Origin of the sequence: Bradyrhizobium cenepequi, assembly GCF_020329485.1 — a bacterium.
Classification (GTDB): domain Bacteria; phylum Pseudomonadota; class Alphaproteobacteria; order Rhizobiales; family Xanthobacteraceae; genus Bradyrhizobium; species Bradyrhizobium cenepequi.
Genome location: NZ_JAGKJI010000027.1, coordinates 20,230 through 33,867, shown reverse-complemented (window position 1 = coordinate 33,867; position 13,638 = coordinate 20,230). Strand labels below are relative to the sequence as shown.

General features: G+C 59.8%; 17 protein-coding genes and 1 pseudogene. 9 read left to right on the top strand and 9 right to left on the bottom strand.

Features of this window, described 5'->3' with window-relative positions; genetic code table 11:
- Positions 1 to 297: 297 nt before the first annotated feature.
- Positions 298 to 1,170: an aldose 1-epimerase family protein gene (locus tag J6497_RS25255; RefSeq protein ID WP_225706990.1), complete on the bottom strand. Its 873-nt coding sequence runs from the start codon at positions 1,168 to 1,170 to the stop codon at positions 298 to 300.
- 670 nt (positions 1,171 to 1,840) lie between these two features.
- On the opposite strand from J6497_RS25255, the gene J6497_RS25250 reads away from it, so the two are divergent.
- Complete coding sequence (locus tag J6497_RS25250) at positions 1,841 to 2,197, top strand: hypothetical protein (RefSeq protein ID WP_376708271.1); 357 nt, start codon at positions 1,841 to 1,843, stop codon at positions 2,195 to 2,197.
- 161 nt (positions 2,198 to 2,358) lie between these two features.
- Here the strand turns inward: J6497_RS25250 and J6497_RS25245 are convergent, their stop codons facing one another.
- Complete coding sequence (locus tag J6497_RS25245) at positions 2,359 to 2,628, bottom strand: hypothetical protein (protein ID WP_225706989.1); 270 nt, start codon at positions 2,626 to 2,628, stop codon at positions 2,359 to 2,361.
- A 152-nt stretch (positions 2,629 to 2,780) separates the two neighbouring features.
- On the bottom strand, positions 2,781 to 3,470 hold the full coding sequence (locus J6497_RS25240; protein WP_225706988.1) for an IclR family transcriptional regulator: 690 nt from the start codon (positions 3,468 to 3,470) through the stop codon (positions 2,781 to 2,783).
- A gap of 221 nt (positions 3,471 to 3,691) precedes the next feature.
- Between J6497_RS25240 and J6497_RS41610 the strand changes: the two genes are divergently transcribed.
- From J6497_RS41610 to J6497_RS25205, 6 genes and pseudogenes are all read left to right on the top strand, one after another.
- Positions 3,692 to 3,841 carry an ATP-binding cassette domain-containing protein gene (locus J6497_RS41610; RefSeq protein ID WP_225707050.1) on the top strand — a complete coding sequence of 50 codons (150 nt, stop codon included), beginning with the start codon at positions 3,692 to 3,694 and terminating at the stop codon, positions 3,839 to 3,841.
- Between the two features lie 114 nt (positions 3,842 to 3,955).
- Positions 3,956 to 4,162, top strand: a pseudogene (locus J6497_RS25230) (ABC transporter permease); the annotation flags it as partial.
- A gap of 31 nt (positions 4,163 to 4,193) precedes the next feature.
- Positions 4,194 to 4,382 (top strand): hypothetical protein, encoded by a 189-nt coding sequence (locus J6497_RS25225; RefSeq protein WP_225706987.1) that lies wholly within the window; start codon positions 4,194 to 4,196, stop codon positions 4,380 to 4,382.
- Between the two features lie 42 nt (positions 4,383 to 4,424).
- Entirely contained in the window at positions 4,425 to 5,687 is a 1,263-nt protein-coding gene (locus J6497_RS25220; RefSeq protein ID WP_225706986.1) for a CaiB/BaiF CoA transferase family protein, read from the top strand.
- Between the two features lie 64 nt (positions 5,688 to 5,751).
- Positions 5,752 to 6,579 carry a citryl-CoA lyase gene (locus J6497_RS25215; protein ID WP_225706985.1) on the top strand — a complete coding sequence of 276 codons (828 nt, stop codon included), beginning with the start codon at positions 5,752 to 5,754 and terminating at the stop codon, positions 6,577 to 6,579.
- Between the two features lie 472 nt (positions 6,580 to 7,051).
- Positions 7,052 to 8,308, top strand: a complete 1,257-nt coding sequence (locus tag J6497_RS25205) for an AAA family ATPase (protein ID WP_225706984.1) — start codon at positions 7,052 to 7,054, stop codon at positions 8,306 to 8,308.
- 85 nt (positions 8,309 to 8,393) lie between these two features.
- Here J6497_RS25205 and J6497_RS25200 read toward each other — a convergent pair whose 3' ends face one another.
- Positions 8,394 to 8,558: a hypothetical protein gene (locus J6497_RS25200; RefSeq protein ID WP_225706983.1), complete on the bottom strand. Its 165-nt coding sequence runs from the start codon at positions 8,556 to 8,558 to the stop codon at positions 8,394 to 8,396.
- A 507-nt stretch (positions 8,559 to 9,065) separates the two neighbouring features.
- Here J6497_RS25200 and J6497_RS25195 point away from each other — a divergent pair.
- Positions 9,066 to 9,809, top strand: a complete 744-nt coding sequence (locus tag J6497_RS25195) for a reverse transcriptase domain-containing protein (RefSeq protein ID WP_225706982.1) — start codon at positions 9,066 to 9,068, stop codon at positions 9,807 to 9,809.
- A gap of 662 nt (positions 9,810 to 10,471) precedes the next feature.
- On the opposite strand, the gene J6497_RS25190 is transcribed toward J6497_RS25195, so the two are convergent.
- The 5 genes from J6497_RS25190 to J6497_RS25170 form a co-directional block, all read right to left on the bottom strand.
- Complete coding sequence (locus tag J6497_RS25190) at positions 10,472 to 10,696, bottom strand: hypothetical protein (protein WP_225706981.1); 225 nt, start codon at positions 10,694 to 10,696, stop codon at positions 10,472 to 10,474.
- Positions 10,697 to 10,782: 86 nt separating this feature from the next.
- Entirely contained in the window at positions 10,783 to 11,445 is a 663-nt protein-coding gene (locus J6497_RS25185; protein ID WP_225706980.1) for a hypothetical protein, read from the bottom strand.
- A gap of 9 nt (positions 11,446 to 11,454) precedes the next feature.
- A complete protein-coding gene (locus J6497_RS25180) occupies positions 11,455 to 11,985 on the bottom strand; it encodes a hypothetical protein (protein WP_225706979.1) in 531 nt (176 codons plus the stop codon).
- A gap of 48 nt (positions 11,986 to 12,033) precedes the next feature.
- Positions 12,034 to 12,300: a hypothetical protein gene (locus J6497_RS25175; RefSeq protein ID WP_225706978.1), complete on the bottom strand. Its 267-nt coding sequence runs from the start codon at positions 12,298 to 12,300 to the stop codon at positions 12,034 to 12,036.
- A 12-nt stretch (positions 12,301 to 12,312) separates the two neighbouring features.
- Positions 12,313 to 12,807, bottom strand: a complete 495-nt coding sequence (locus tag J6497_RS25170) for a hypothetical protein (RefSeq protein ID WP_225706977.1) — start codon at positions 12,805 to 12,807, stop codon at positions 12,313 to 12,315.
- Positions 12,808 to 13,078: 271 nt separating this feature from the next.
- On the opposite strand from J6497_RS25170, the gene J6497_RS25165 reads away from it, so the two are divergent.
- Positions 13,079 to 13,636: a hypothetical protein gene (locus J6497_RS25165; RefSeq protein WP_225706976.1), complete on the top strand. Its 558-nt coding sequence runs from the start codon at positions 13,079 to 13,081 to the stop codon at positions 13,634 to 13,636.
- Positions 13,637 to 13,638 lie beyond the last annotated feature (2 nt).

Here is a 13,638-nt window from a genome sequence, read left to right as displayed (position 1 = left end):
TGAGGATCCGTTCGAGATGGAAATTCGAAAGCAATCCGCTAGACGGCGACACCATCCGGATCTGGCACGGTGACTCCTCAATGGACTCGATCGAATTGCCGATTCCTCCAAACCCAGCATGAGGCGCTGGTCCGCCATTTCGAGACCGCGCTCGCGAGGGGCGCGCTCCAGCGTGCGATATGGCGAGGGGACTGGTGATAGGGTCCTAGAGGCCGCCGCGATCTCCAACCTCACACGACGCACTGTTCGGCTGGACGCAAACATCCGAGACGGCCAGGGCTGGGGAGACACAAACCATCAGCTCGCCTCGCGAAACAGAAGACGAACTGAGTGACTTGCGGTTTCGCCCGAGGCGAGCATGCGCATCGAAGGCTTTTCGGATAGGTCCCCGACAAAGCCCTCAGGGTCGCTGTGACTTGTCCATGCTTCCATGGAAACAAAGGGCGCTCCTGGCCGGGACCAAAGCGCCAGATGTGGGAAGCCGGATGCTTCCAGTACGATACTGGAGCCCTCGTGGCCGGCATTCAAGCTGAACGAACGGCTTTTGGCGTTGAGGAAGCAAAGCGCATCCGATGCGAAGAGCTCGTCGGTCAAGTGGAGCTTCCTTGCCTTGATCGGTATGTGGCGTGTCCGCGACGATATGAGTCCATCACTTGTGATCACGGGGATGATGGGACTCTCTTCGGCTTCAAACTGGATTATGTAGTCGTCCCGGACCACACTGTTAAATGGCCAGCAAAAGGCCGGGTGAAAGCCGAGTGCATAAGGCATGCTTCGACGATCCACATTCTCGATCATGAACGCGACGGTCAATGCCGTATCCTCGAGTGTATACGTCACGGACAGCCGAAATAAGAACGGATAGACCTTCAAGGTGTCCGGATTGTTCGTCAGCGCAAGTGTAACGCTTGCGGCCTTCCAGCTCGATACAGAGAATACACGTTGGCTCGCGAATCCATGAACGCTCAACGGACGGGAATCCCCATCAACACGAATGCAACCCCTGTTGGTCCACCCGACAATCGGAAACAATATTGGCGATGATTGATCCCACCAGACAGGATCCCGATGCCAAAGTAGTTTGTGGCCACCGGCGACCCAGCTGTGCAGCTCACCACCATGGAGACAGACGTCAGCGTGAGAAACACCGCTTTCAAGCCTGATGAACATTTGAGCCCCCATGTCAGGAGTTTGCGAGCGTCTAGTGGTTGCCGCAGGGGCAATAGACAGGTCAAGAATAGATTGCTCTCTGGCACTTCCTCGACCAGCATAGCGAGCCTTCAGTGTATCCAATAGCGGCTCTCGAAATGCAACTGCACGACCGCAGATTTCATTACGACGGGTTGGAACTCGAGACTCCGAACCAAGAGTCGATCGCCGACTTCACGTATCTCTAAACGTCCGAGGGGCGCTCTATGTGGCGGCGACGTCGATGAGCTTTGGTATGCTGCTAGCGCAAGCGTCGCAATCCGGCGTAGGCGGTCACAAAGCTGCAAAAAAATGGTCACGATGACGCTCGGAGTTGGTCCGCGCGCGTCCGAATGTCGCCGGCAAAGTGGTGCTATCGCCGGCATTCGTAATATGATCCGGCGCAAGAAGCGCCTCCGGTTGCGGAGTCCGAAGTCGGCAATTTCGAGGACGGTGAGGTGCCTGTCGTCCGCCTGATGCTTGATTGACGCATGGTGTGAACGCCGCGAGCGGGCTGAATGAGGAAAGAAAACGAGGCCATATCGGTTGTCGTCAGAACCGGGCTCCGTTTCGCAATCGACTTCTTTCACCAGGCGAGCCGGCGCTCGATCGGTCGAAAAATGCGATAGGCTTTTTTGCGATGGAGGACGACATGCAGGAAGAGGCGCCGTCGCCGCGCCGGTCCCTTGTTTTGGAAGCGCCGCTGTTCCGGCTGCTCGCGATCAACTTTGCCGCGGGCGTGTCGCTGGCGGTGCTCCTGGTCGCTGGCCTTATGCTGCTCAATCCCGGCAACATACGAGACCTCATCCTGGCCGATCACACCCCCGGCGTCGCGCTCGGGCTGCTACTGTTCGGCTTCATCGTCACCCTCAGTTCGAGCGCGATGGGCACCGCCATCATGGCGATGGGGCGACGGCAGCCCGAGGGCCCGCCGCGCGGACCGGGACAGTTCGCGGCTGAGACGGTCGGCGACAAGGCGCGCCGCGGGCAGCTGCATGATCGCTTCTGATTGAATAAGAACCGATGCTCCGGGCAGCCGCTCTTAAGGACGAAAGCGGCGCCTACGCTAGCTCTGCTTTCGAGGGCGAAGCGGAATTGTTGTCATTGACCTGAGACTCGCCGATTTTGAGGCGGACCTTCGCCCCAGGAGTGCCGACAAGAACATCCCGATCAGAGGAAACTTCGCAATCTGGCGAGTTCCGCGATGTGATCGGCTGACAAGACTTCCGTTATGAGCGGAGGCTGTGGCGCTGTGTGGATTTCATAAAGATGACGTGTGGCCTCAGGCTTGGTCATAAACTCTCGTATGCAGTCGTCCAGCGTGCCTTCCGCCAGCAGATAAGTGCTTCTGTCTGCACGACGCTCACTGTTTATGGAGGGCCATTTGCGAAGCATGGCGGGCGCATCGAATTGAATGTGAATGTCGTCTGCGTCCATCATCTCTGTACTCGATCGTTCAACGTGGCTGCTCTGTCCTCTGAACGGCCGGGAGGTGCCTGATTGCCTCATGCTGCGCCATAAGACACTGCCAGCCTTTGCCGAAGCCGCGTCGACTTCTTCACAAATGGCGCAAAAGCGGACGCCCTCACTGATCAGCGTTCGCTCGCAGGCAGCAACCCCGCTAAGGCCTTGGCTTCCGATTTGAGAGCATCGATTGCCGTCTTGCGGGCGGTGGCATCAAAGCGCGTCCTGATCGCTGATACCGAAAGGGCGCCCCTCAGTTTGCCGTGTACGTCCATCAACGGCACGGCCGCCGCGGCCGCCTCCGGCTCCCGCTCTCCGATCGAAACATAAAAGCCTCTATCGCGGATCTTCCTCCCTTCTGCGTTCGCTGGCTCGCGGTATGCAGTGAGAATTCGCCCGGCGGCGCCGCGATCAATCGGCAATCGCTGGCCTTCTTCGAGATGATGTCGAACTGAACGTAGAGAATTGACGCGGTAAAGACAGATGCGTTCGTCGCCATCTACAACATAAAAGGATGCAGTTTCCCCCGTTGCCTCAACCAGTCGACGAAGCGATGGCCGGATGACTTCGCCAAGATCCAGACCGCGCTGATAAAGCGCCCCAAGACGCCACAACTGAGGTCCCGGTCGAAACAACCGGTCCGCGCCGCGGACGAGAAAGCCGTCAGCCTCCAACGAAGAGGCCAATCGCAGCACTGTGCTCTTGTAGAGGTCCGTCATCTCCGCAATCTGCGTCAGCGTCATCGCAGACCGCTCCGCGTTGAAACTTTTCAGGATCGCGAGCGCTCTCCTGACCGCGTCAACTCCTGTCTTGCTCATCTCTGCCCCCAGTTCTGCAGAGTAGAACCACTATCAGATTTAGGCGTCAGAATCCATTACAGAAGCGGGAAGGCGGTTCTGTAGGACAGAATAGATTGACTCTTCTCTCACACGGGACTATGGGTTGCACATAACAGAACGAGTTCTGAAAAGTGAAACGATGGAAAGGAGCAGCCAACGCGGGCCGTTGACTTGCGCGTGGTGATGATCCGCTTCGGCGCATTCATCGCCGTCAAAAGCATGAACCTCCAGGTAGGCGACGCGGAGTTCGTTGCGGTCGTGGGCCCACCGGTTGTGGTAAGTCCACCATCCTGAACACTGTCACAGGTCTCTTAAAACCTGCGTCGGGAGACGTTCAGGAGACTGAATGATCAGTGCGGCTACATGCTCCAACAGGAGGGCCTACTGCCGTGGAAGACCGCAGGACAACGTGGGGCTCGGGCTCGTGTTTCTGGGCAAGTCTGGTCGCTGCTTGGCGCTGAAGTGGAGAATATCTCGGCTCATCCGCCGGGTTGGGGCGTCTGATCGCGCGGGCCGAAGGGGTGCTCGATGCGACCGACGTGTTCGCCGGTATCATCGTGCTGTCCGCATTCGTGGTCGCGCAAGACGCGCTCGTCGATCGTGCCGAAAAGCGGTTGTTGGTCTGGCGGCAGCGCCGGCTCATGGAGCCTGAACATGTGCTCGGCCAATGATGGAGGTGTATACAAGACCGATGATCGCGAGGTGAACATCGACGTCCTAAAGGCGTCGACGGCGCTGTTTTCCCAGACCGGCCTGATGGACGCCGAGGCGGCCAAGGTATCCCTGGCTGTGCTGAGCGATTTCGACCCCAGGATCGCCGCGGCCAACATCGACCTCAGTAAAACCTTCACCAATCGCTTCGCCGAGAGTGCGGCCCAGCAACTGAAATAACAACCGCAGCGGCAGAAGATACCGCAAAGAAGGCCTCGTCAGATGTCCCTGTCGCTTACCGGCATCCGTGTCCTCGACCTGTCGAACGTATTGGCAGGCCCGTTCTGCGGCTACCATCTCGCGCGCCTTGGCGCGGAGGTTATCAAGGTTGAAAACCCCAATGGAGGCGATCTCGCGCGGCGCCTTGGCGCCGATCCGCAAAGGGCAGAGCGCCTTCAGGGCCTCTCGTTCGTCGCCGTCAACGCCGGTAAGCAGTCGGTGGCGCTCGATCTGAAGTCTGAAGCGGGAAGGGAAGTGTTTTTCAGGCTGGTGTCCGAGGCCGACGTCCTTCTCGAAAACTTCCGGCCCAAGGTCATGGAGCGGTTTGGTCTCGGTTTCGACGCGTTGTGCAGGCGCAACCCGCGCCTCATCTATTGTGCGATCTCAGGCTTTGGGCAAAGCGGTCCTTGGTCCGCCCGCCCGGCCTACGACCAGATCGTCCAGGGCCTTTCCGGCGCGATGAGTGTTACTGGTGATGCAGCCACGGCTCCGCTGCGGACCGGCTTCCCGATCTCCGACACCATCGCCGGGCTAACGGCCGCCTTTGCCATCGCCGCGGCGCTCGTCGAGCAACAGCAAACGGGCAGGGGCCGCTTCATCGACGTGTCGCTGCTGGAGGCGACAATCGCGGCCATGGGATGGGTGGTTTCCAATCACCTGAACGGCGGAGTCGAGCCGCAGCCGATGGGGAACGAGAACTTCACGGCCGCACCCTCCGGCACGTTCCGCACCGCGACCGGCCCGCTGAATGTAGCCGCCAACGAGCAGAAGCAGTACCGGACCCTTTGCGATCTGATCGGCCGGCCGGATCTGAAGACAGATCCGCGCTTCGCAAAGCGCGAAGCACGTAAACTGAACCGAGGGGCGCTTAGCGATGAGCTGAACGCGGCGTTGCGCTGCAGGCCTGCGGAGGAGTGGGAGGCGCTGTTGAATGCCGCCGGCGTCCCTGCCGGCAGCGTGCTGACCGTTCCGCAAGTTTTGCGGGAGCCGCAGTTGCTGGAGCGCGGCTTTGTCGAGACGCTGCCGCTCGACAGGGCTGGCGAACCGCCATTACGCATTACGCGCCCTGGTTTTCGGCTGGATAAGGCGTTTCCTGTCCCCGCGCTCCCCCCGTCGCTCGGTGCGGACACAGAGGGATGGCTGGTTCGGCTCGGTTATACCTATCCGGAAATTGAGCACCTCATCGCAAGCGGTGCCGCCGGAACGCCACGTCAAGGAGGAGCGCATTTTCCGCGGGGCCGCCCAGCGACGGATGGAGCAGCGTGACGGGCAGGGAGTTGCGCGCAAGCAAGCTTCGGCCGGACATAGGCTGACGAGATTGGAAAACAGAATGAGCGAAACGGAGCTGCGAGAGCAGGCCGCCCATTGGTGGCGGACCTCCATATGCGACATCGTCCCCGGGCGGATCGCCTACCGCGGATACACGATCGAGGAATTGATTGGTCATATTTCGTTCCCCGCGATGATCTGGTTGATGCTGCGCGGCGAGCTACCCACACCGGCGCAGGAGCGGCTGTTGCAGGCTGCGCTGGTTGCATCGGTGGATCATGGTCCGCATGCACCTTCCATCGCCATCGCGCAGATGGCTGTCAGTTGTGGGCTGCCGCTCAACGGCGCGATGGCATCCGCGATCAACACGCTCGACGACGTGCATGGCGGAGCGGGGGAGCAGGCGATCGAGCTCTTTGACGAGGTCCTGCGACGCAGCGAGACCAAGGACCTCGATGAGGCTGCCGCTGATGCGATCGACCATTTCACCGCCACCCGCAGCAAATATCTGCCGGGGTTCGGTCACCGATTTCATCCCGTCGACCCGCGCGCTGAACCGCTGCTCGCAGTAGTCGATGCCGCGATCAGTGACGGTGCCGTCAGCGGTCGCTATGCCAGCGCTGCGCGCTCGATCGAGCGCGTCATGGACGAGCGCAAAGGCAAGCTCATCCCGATGAACATCGATGGAGCCACTGCAGTCATCTACGGCGAGCTGGGCGTTGCTGCACCCCTAGCCCGCGGCATCTTCTGCTTGTCACGCGCGGTAGGCATCCTGGCGCATGCATGGGAGCAGATCGGACGCAAGGACCGCAATAAAGGGCCGATGCCCAAGCAGTTCGCCTATAAATACCAGGGGCAGCCAAAGCGCAGCCTAAAGGAAGCGCCATAATGTACCTTGAGGGACCGCCGCAGCTCATCGAAACGCACGTTTTTTCGGCCACCCGCCAAATTTCGCCGGCCCCGAGTCCGCTCGGATTGGGTGGACGTCAACCGTGGAGGCAAGCCGGCTGACTGCTACATCGAGGGGCCGTCGTTCGATGCGTCTGAAAATCGCAGTGTCGGTGGTTCGACCATTTTATAGCGAAAACTACAATAAAATCAAATAGATAAATCGAACGACGGGGGCGTGTTACACACCTGCTTACACAGTTCGATGCGCGATGGGCCGCCGCGCGTATGGCGGCCGTCAAACCCGGCGCTCGGCCGGGCTTCTGTGGTCCCTGAGGAGGATTCAAAGCAACCGGCTTCTCCGCACCGGCAGGTGTTCGCTTCTGTTGATGTGCTGGGAGTAATCGAGAGCAGGGCCTTTCGCAGAGCGAATCTAGGCTAACATGGCACCTTCCCAATGAAGGTGATCGCAAGTGCTCGCTGAGTACGAGTTTGTCAGCATCCTGAAACAGAATATCCGTCCAGCGCAGCCCATCGACGTACCTGAACTACTCCAGGGGCGCGAACCGATCCTGCGCGATATACGGCGCACGCTGCATTCACCCGGCATGCACATCTTCATTCACGGCGAGCGCGGCATCGGCAAAACCTCGATCGCGCTGACGGCCGCGAAGGCATATCTAGGCGCTGATCCACCGTGGGTCGGCTGCGACGAAAAATCGACCTTCGAAGGCATCGTCGGGGACGTGTGCGGTGCCTTGGTCGAGAAGACCTATTTGCAGAAGCCGCGCGAGCTGAGCGGCACCGCTGGCATCAACGTCGGCTTGTTCAAGGTTGAGGGCAAGGTCGGCATACCAGGGCAATACCTAATCCCAGAGAAGTTGACCAGCATCAACCACGCCGCCAACCTCATTAAGGAAGCCGCTGCCACGCGCGAGCCTGACGAACCGATCATCGTCATCGACGAAATCGACCGCATCGAATCCCACGAGGTGAAGGCCAAGCTGGCTGAACTTATCAAAGCCATGCACGATATGCGCCTGCCGTTGAAGCTGGTGATGTGCGGGATCGGCAAGACGCTGGACGAGATCATCGGCAGCCATCTGTCGGCCAGCCGCGCGATTACGGGGTTCGAACTGGCGCCGATCTCCTATGATGCCCGCTGGGCCATCGTAACAAACGCCGCGGCCAAGCTCGGCTTCGAGGTTGATCGCGACTTCCTCATCCGCATCAGCCAGATCAGCGACGGCTTCCCGTACTATGTGCACCTGATCGCCGAGAACGTGTTGTGGGAGATATTCGACCACCAGAAGACCAGCACGGCTGCCTCCAGCGATGACTTTCACAAGGCCATCAGCCGCGCGATTGAGCGCGCCGAGAGCCCGCTGCGTGAAGCCTATAACTACGCCATCCAGAAGACGACGAACTCCGAGGACTACGAGGAAGCCCTTTGGTCGATCGCGGAATCAACCCATCTGGAGCGCCAGATCAAGGACATCTACGAGAGATCGTATCTTCCGATCATGGACCATCGGAAGCCGAAGGGGCGCAAGCCGCTGGACATCGAGCGCTTCCGCACTCGCCTCTATCGTCTGTGCGATCAGGCACACGGCGGCATCATCGTCCGCAAGCGGAACTCCTGGTACGCATTCAGGGAGAATGTGCTGCGGGGTTACGTCAGGCTTGTAGCCGAGCGCAATGGCGTGGCCCTTGGCGCGGACCATTTTTGACTTGAGGCCGATACTACGATTTGGGCCAGCCGAAGCCCGGCACTTGGCCGGGCTCTCTTGCGCCACGATCAGAAAGACTGCTGCTTCACGCGGCTATCTTCTCAGAGCTATCGCCTGCCTCCGCAGCGTCCGCCAACGCGTCGGCGAGCGCACGGGCGGCGGCGATCGCCTTCGCCGTCTTGGCGGAGTTCATGTCCTCCAGCGTGACAAGGATTTTGGCCGCTTCGAATTCGAGATGGTGAAAGCTCATTGCACTGATCTCCTTCAGCCGAACCATTCGGCCATGGAAAGAGTAACAGCGCCGGTCCCGTTGCGTCTGTGGGCAAGATCGCAACATCCGTTGCGATGTTCGCAACGCGCGATACAGTCAAGTCGCGGCTGGGGCTTGGGGGATGGTGGCATTTATGCCGCTACTGTGGATTATAGGATGCGCCCCCTTGCGATCGACCTAGCCACCTACCATCCTATCGACACGCACGTTGGCGATGACCTGCTTCGCGTGGCTGCATGTTTCGAAACGTTACGTAACGTTACCTGCACGCCTTAGGGGTATCTATTGTTACGCAATGGGTCTCTCTCGGTTGGCGATTCCAAAACTGGCATCGCGGGTAGTCGACGGGCGGAATACGGAGTTGTTCGATGACGAAGAAATTCGCACGTCGGGCGCGCCTTATTCAGGTGACCCTGCAGGTCTTGACTGCCGTTCTACGGTTGGCCAAGGCTGTGCTTGAGATCCTGGATAAGGTCGCCAACTGCGATGCTCGAAAACTTCAACGAACGCTATACGTCTCGCGGGAAACACATCTTCGTCCCGAACGCGGAATGCGATCGACGAGGGGATACGCTCCTCAAATTTGCCGCTGAAATCGAGTTGCCGCACTATTTCTTCCACTACCGCAGCGGCGGACATGTGGCGGCGCTCCACGAGCACCGAACCAATCGATATTTCTTCCGCGTCGACCTCAAAAACTTCTTCTATTCGATCTCTCGAAACAGGGTGGCGCACATGCTGCGTCAACTGGGCTTTCACTCGGCGCGCGATTATGCGGCGTGGTCGACCGTACGCAATCCGTACGAGGGCGGGCCGAAATACGTTCTGCCGATCGGGTTCAAGCAGTCCCCGCTCCTAGCTAGTCTGGCGCTTTGGCGGTCGGCAATTGCCTCGTCGATCGAGGAGGCGATGAACCGGGGTGTCATGGTCTCGGTTTACTTTGACGACCTGATCGGCTCGGCGACGGACGCGCATGAGTTGCGCATCACCTATCAGGGCGTTCTCGAAGCCTGCACACAAGCAAATCTGGCTGCAAATCCGACGAAGCTGATCGAGCCAGCGGAGGCAATTATCGCATTCAATTGCCACCTGACCCACGGGCAAACCAGCGTCACCGATGAGCGGATGCAAAAGTTCGTGGATGAGGCCCGCGGTCCCGACGCGGAAGCCTCATTCATCGCATATTGTGCTCGGGTGCAGCGGAACAACCAATTGGTCGGGCCTAGTTGAATCCAAATCCGCCGGCGGTGGAACGCGCTGACGATGGGACGTTCTAAACAGAAAAGAGCCCCTCGTTTCCGAGAGGCTCCTTCCGTCGATCAGAACAACCGTGAGAGCAGAGCGATCATCGAAGCCAGATGCAAGTTGCATCCAATACCAAGACGAAAGGTCTTCCCACTCGGTTGGCTGGCTTCGAGAGTGAGTAACACCGTCATGGTGTCCTCCTTCTCTTGCGCGGGGTCCTAACTTAGCCGACATCGCGCGTTGAGCCAGCAGTGGCGGGGATTTTTGGGAGTTTAAATAGCCACCCGGTGTCCCCTACACGCTTCGGCTATCTCGGTGTCGGGGCACAACATAACGCCCGTTCTAGTTGCCGCAAGATGTGAACACAAGATTCTTTCCGATTGACGTCCTCCGAATCAGCGCCGCGGCAAGACGAGGCTCATAGTGCCTTGAATTTTGGAGTGTCCTAATAAGCTCTTGTGGCTCAACGAGGTGCTCAATGACTGACCAGGCATACACAGAGAATGTTTCAGCGTGGCGCGAAGCCAGGGACAAAATGCGCCCAGGCTCCAAAGAGTGGAAAGAAGCCGACGCCGAGCTAAAGAAAGCTGAGGCCGAATTGTACAAGCACCGGAAGTGAGAAAGGCCGCCGCCAGAGCGGCCCGCTACTACTGCCCTCCAAAGACGATGCGATAGCCGCGGGCATATCCCACATTTGGGATCGTGATGCCGACACTCTTCAGGCGCTTGCGCAGATCGTGCAGCGTGATCTTCATGTCGTCATACGTGTGCGATTTTGTATCGATCCCTCGATCCATTGCGTCCAAGATCACTTCGGTTTGGACCGGCTGACCCTTACCCTTCCAGATCGCCCCGAGAATGCGCGCCTCCATTGGCCGAACCTTGCAATGGTCGATCACGATGTCGAGCGACGGGACGCGCACGGGCTGGCGGCAACATGGGCACGGGATCGGTTCGCTCACCGGTACGCGCGCCTCTTCGCCTCGGCAACCGCTTTTCGGATTAGCCTGATGTCATTGCCGCTGCCAGTTCTCTCCAAGGTGGCCACCGTTCCAGGCGCGACCTTCTCGATATCTGCGATTAAACGGCGGGCGAGCGAGAGATCAGCATCGGAGATATTCTCCGCGCGGCACGCCTCCAGCGCTTCCGCCATGCGCTGCTCGGCGACCTCCGGCGTCGGCTCCGTGATGCTGTCCGATTGGCGCTCTTTCAGGATGGCCACCGCTTCCGACAGTTCCTCGGTATCCATGCCGTGAGCCTTCGCGTCGGCCAGGAGGCCGTCCCGCGCAGCCTCAATCGCACGGGCGCGCACGCCGCCGTCTCCATCTCCGATACTCGCGTTTGCGAACCCATCGAGTATTTCCGTCACCGCCTTTGCGCCGAGATCAGCCGCGCCATCCTTGAACAGGACAGCCTCGGGCTTGGTGACGTCGGCCGAACCGGCAGGCGATGCAGGGCTGCCGGCCTTGCCAGGCTCCGGCACCTTCGCCGCTGCAACACCGTTGTCATGGACGCCAGCAAGACACGCGGTCGCGGCGCTCTGCTCTGCCTTGAACCATTCGGGCGCTTTCTGCGATTTCGGTGCGTCACTCGGAAAAAGAATATGTGCGGGATCAGACATCGTGCGTCCTTAGAGTTCGTCTTCGTTCGCCAACAGGTCACGCCAGGCGTCAATCGCGACCTCCTCGACGCAACGTTGATCTGAGAGGAACATCGTTCGCCCTTGCGCGGCGAGCGTCAGCCGGTCCATCGCCAGCCCTGCCAGATCGCGTTGACCGACAATCCCGCCGGCTGGCGACGCGCCCGCCAGCCGCAGCGACGCACAAATCGCGCGCTCGATCGAGGCAAGCTCACTGAGCGCCGGCAACATGGCCGCCTGCGCCTGGTCGATTTGCCGCGCGATCTCGATCAGCCGGGCAACGGAAGCGCGGGCCTCAGCCATGCGGAAGGCTCGATCGGCCGCAGCCTTCGCCTCGCTCGCCTCTCTCTGCTGCTGCGCGGCCGTGAGCCTTGCGCGCTCTAGGACAGCGAGATCGGCAGTGATCTGCTGTACCTGCGCATTGATGCGAGCGAGCAAAGCGGCGGCGTCCTGGTCGCCGGACACGGCGGGCATCGCCAAGTCCTGAGCTTCCTTGTCCAGGATGGAGAGGCGCTCGCGCATCCGCGACCAGCGCTTCGATCTGGCTGACTGTCATGGTCGGTTCAATCATCACGAGACACCATTCCACGCTGCCGACGCCAGAGCGGCAATCGTCTGGCCGCCGTTCGCCGAGGGATTATCGATCAGTGCGAGCGCGTACTGCCACAGCCTGATCCGGCCGGCGCGCACGTCATGACTGGCGAACGGCTGTTGCGCCCGGATGTCGTCCTCCGCCGCTTTGATCGCCGCCGCGGCTGTGCGGAATTGACCGATCAGCGTATCGAGCGTCGCGGCGTTGGTCTGGATTGTCGTGATGTTGGCGGCGATTGTTGCCATGATAGGCGCCTTTCAGTCGTTGAGTGGATCGTAATCGTGGCGTGCAGTGGCTGAGAACGACGGCCAAGAAACAGGCTCCTGGCCCGGCATGATCGGGCGGTACGCGGGTTTCGGCGGTGGTGGTGGTGCGTCGGGCGGCTCGAGGTCACTGGCGGCCTGTTTCTGTGGCGCTGGAGCTTCTGCCGCGGCATAACCGGCGATGGTCGAAGAGGCTGCCTCGACAGGCGGCGGCGCTGGCTGCGGAAATGTTGCGGCTTCCAATGCGTCCTGTCGATCCTTCGCTCGCACCAACCTGTCGGCGAGGCCGACAAGTAGCGGATTGTCTTTGACGGCATTGGAAGCTTCCTCAAGCCTCACTCGGGCGATGCGGCGCTCTAGATCGACTAGCGAATCCGGGTCTATCTCAACCGGGCGCGGCTTCGGATGAACGAAGGCTGCCAGCTTGCCCCAGCAATCAGCCGCAAGGGCCAGCTCACCAGCCGCCTCAGCAGCGCGGGCGATCTTCACAAGCTCGATCGCTGGCTCTGCGTCTTAGGCGTCCAGACGCTCGCGAACGAGAACCGTCCCACGGTTCGGCGTTCCCGCCCTCCGTCCACCGCGCCGTTCGCCTGGTGCCGATCCTCTTGCCATATCCGAACTGTCTGCAACGTTTGCTACTTTTGCAGACGTAAGACCCAATGGTTGCCGCCACCACTCGGACCAAGTTTTTGCTAAGATCGCGGGAAACGCGGTGACAGGTGATTCTGCTCGCGGCTGTGGGAACAAGAAGGCGACGGCCATGGCGAGGCAAAACGACACAAAAACTCCGATCATGACGCTTGATCAGGAGCGGTTCATGGCTTTTGAAGGGTTGGTCCAATGGACGGCGTGCACGATTGAGCAGGGCAAGAAGATAGAGCGAGCCACAGAACGGCAGCGAAAGTCTTCGGCATCCGGGATGGAGAGACGGATAGCCTCTGCGATGGTTCGTTGCGAACATCACTATTTCGCCATCGCAGCCAACAAGGTTTGCGAGCATCGCGAGTGGGTAGCGCGATTGGGACTCTGCGAGGGTGTGGATTTTACTTCGCTCGATGAATTTTCCAGATCGGACATCAAGGATTTGAGAGACATGCGTGAGCACGTCATCGATTATTTTGAAGGCATCGGCCGGGCCAAGGATCGCTGGGTAGCTAGGGGCGCTGAATATTCAGCAGACGCTAGTTCCTCGGTGGGGACAATAATTGGCGGCCGCCTTGACTGGCTCCGCTTCACTAACATGGCTGAAGGTCTCTTGTTGACACTCTTGGCTGAACCTATCCCATTTCCACCAGCACCCCACGTCGAGCCGCAATGAGA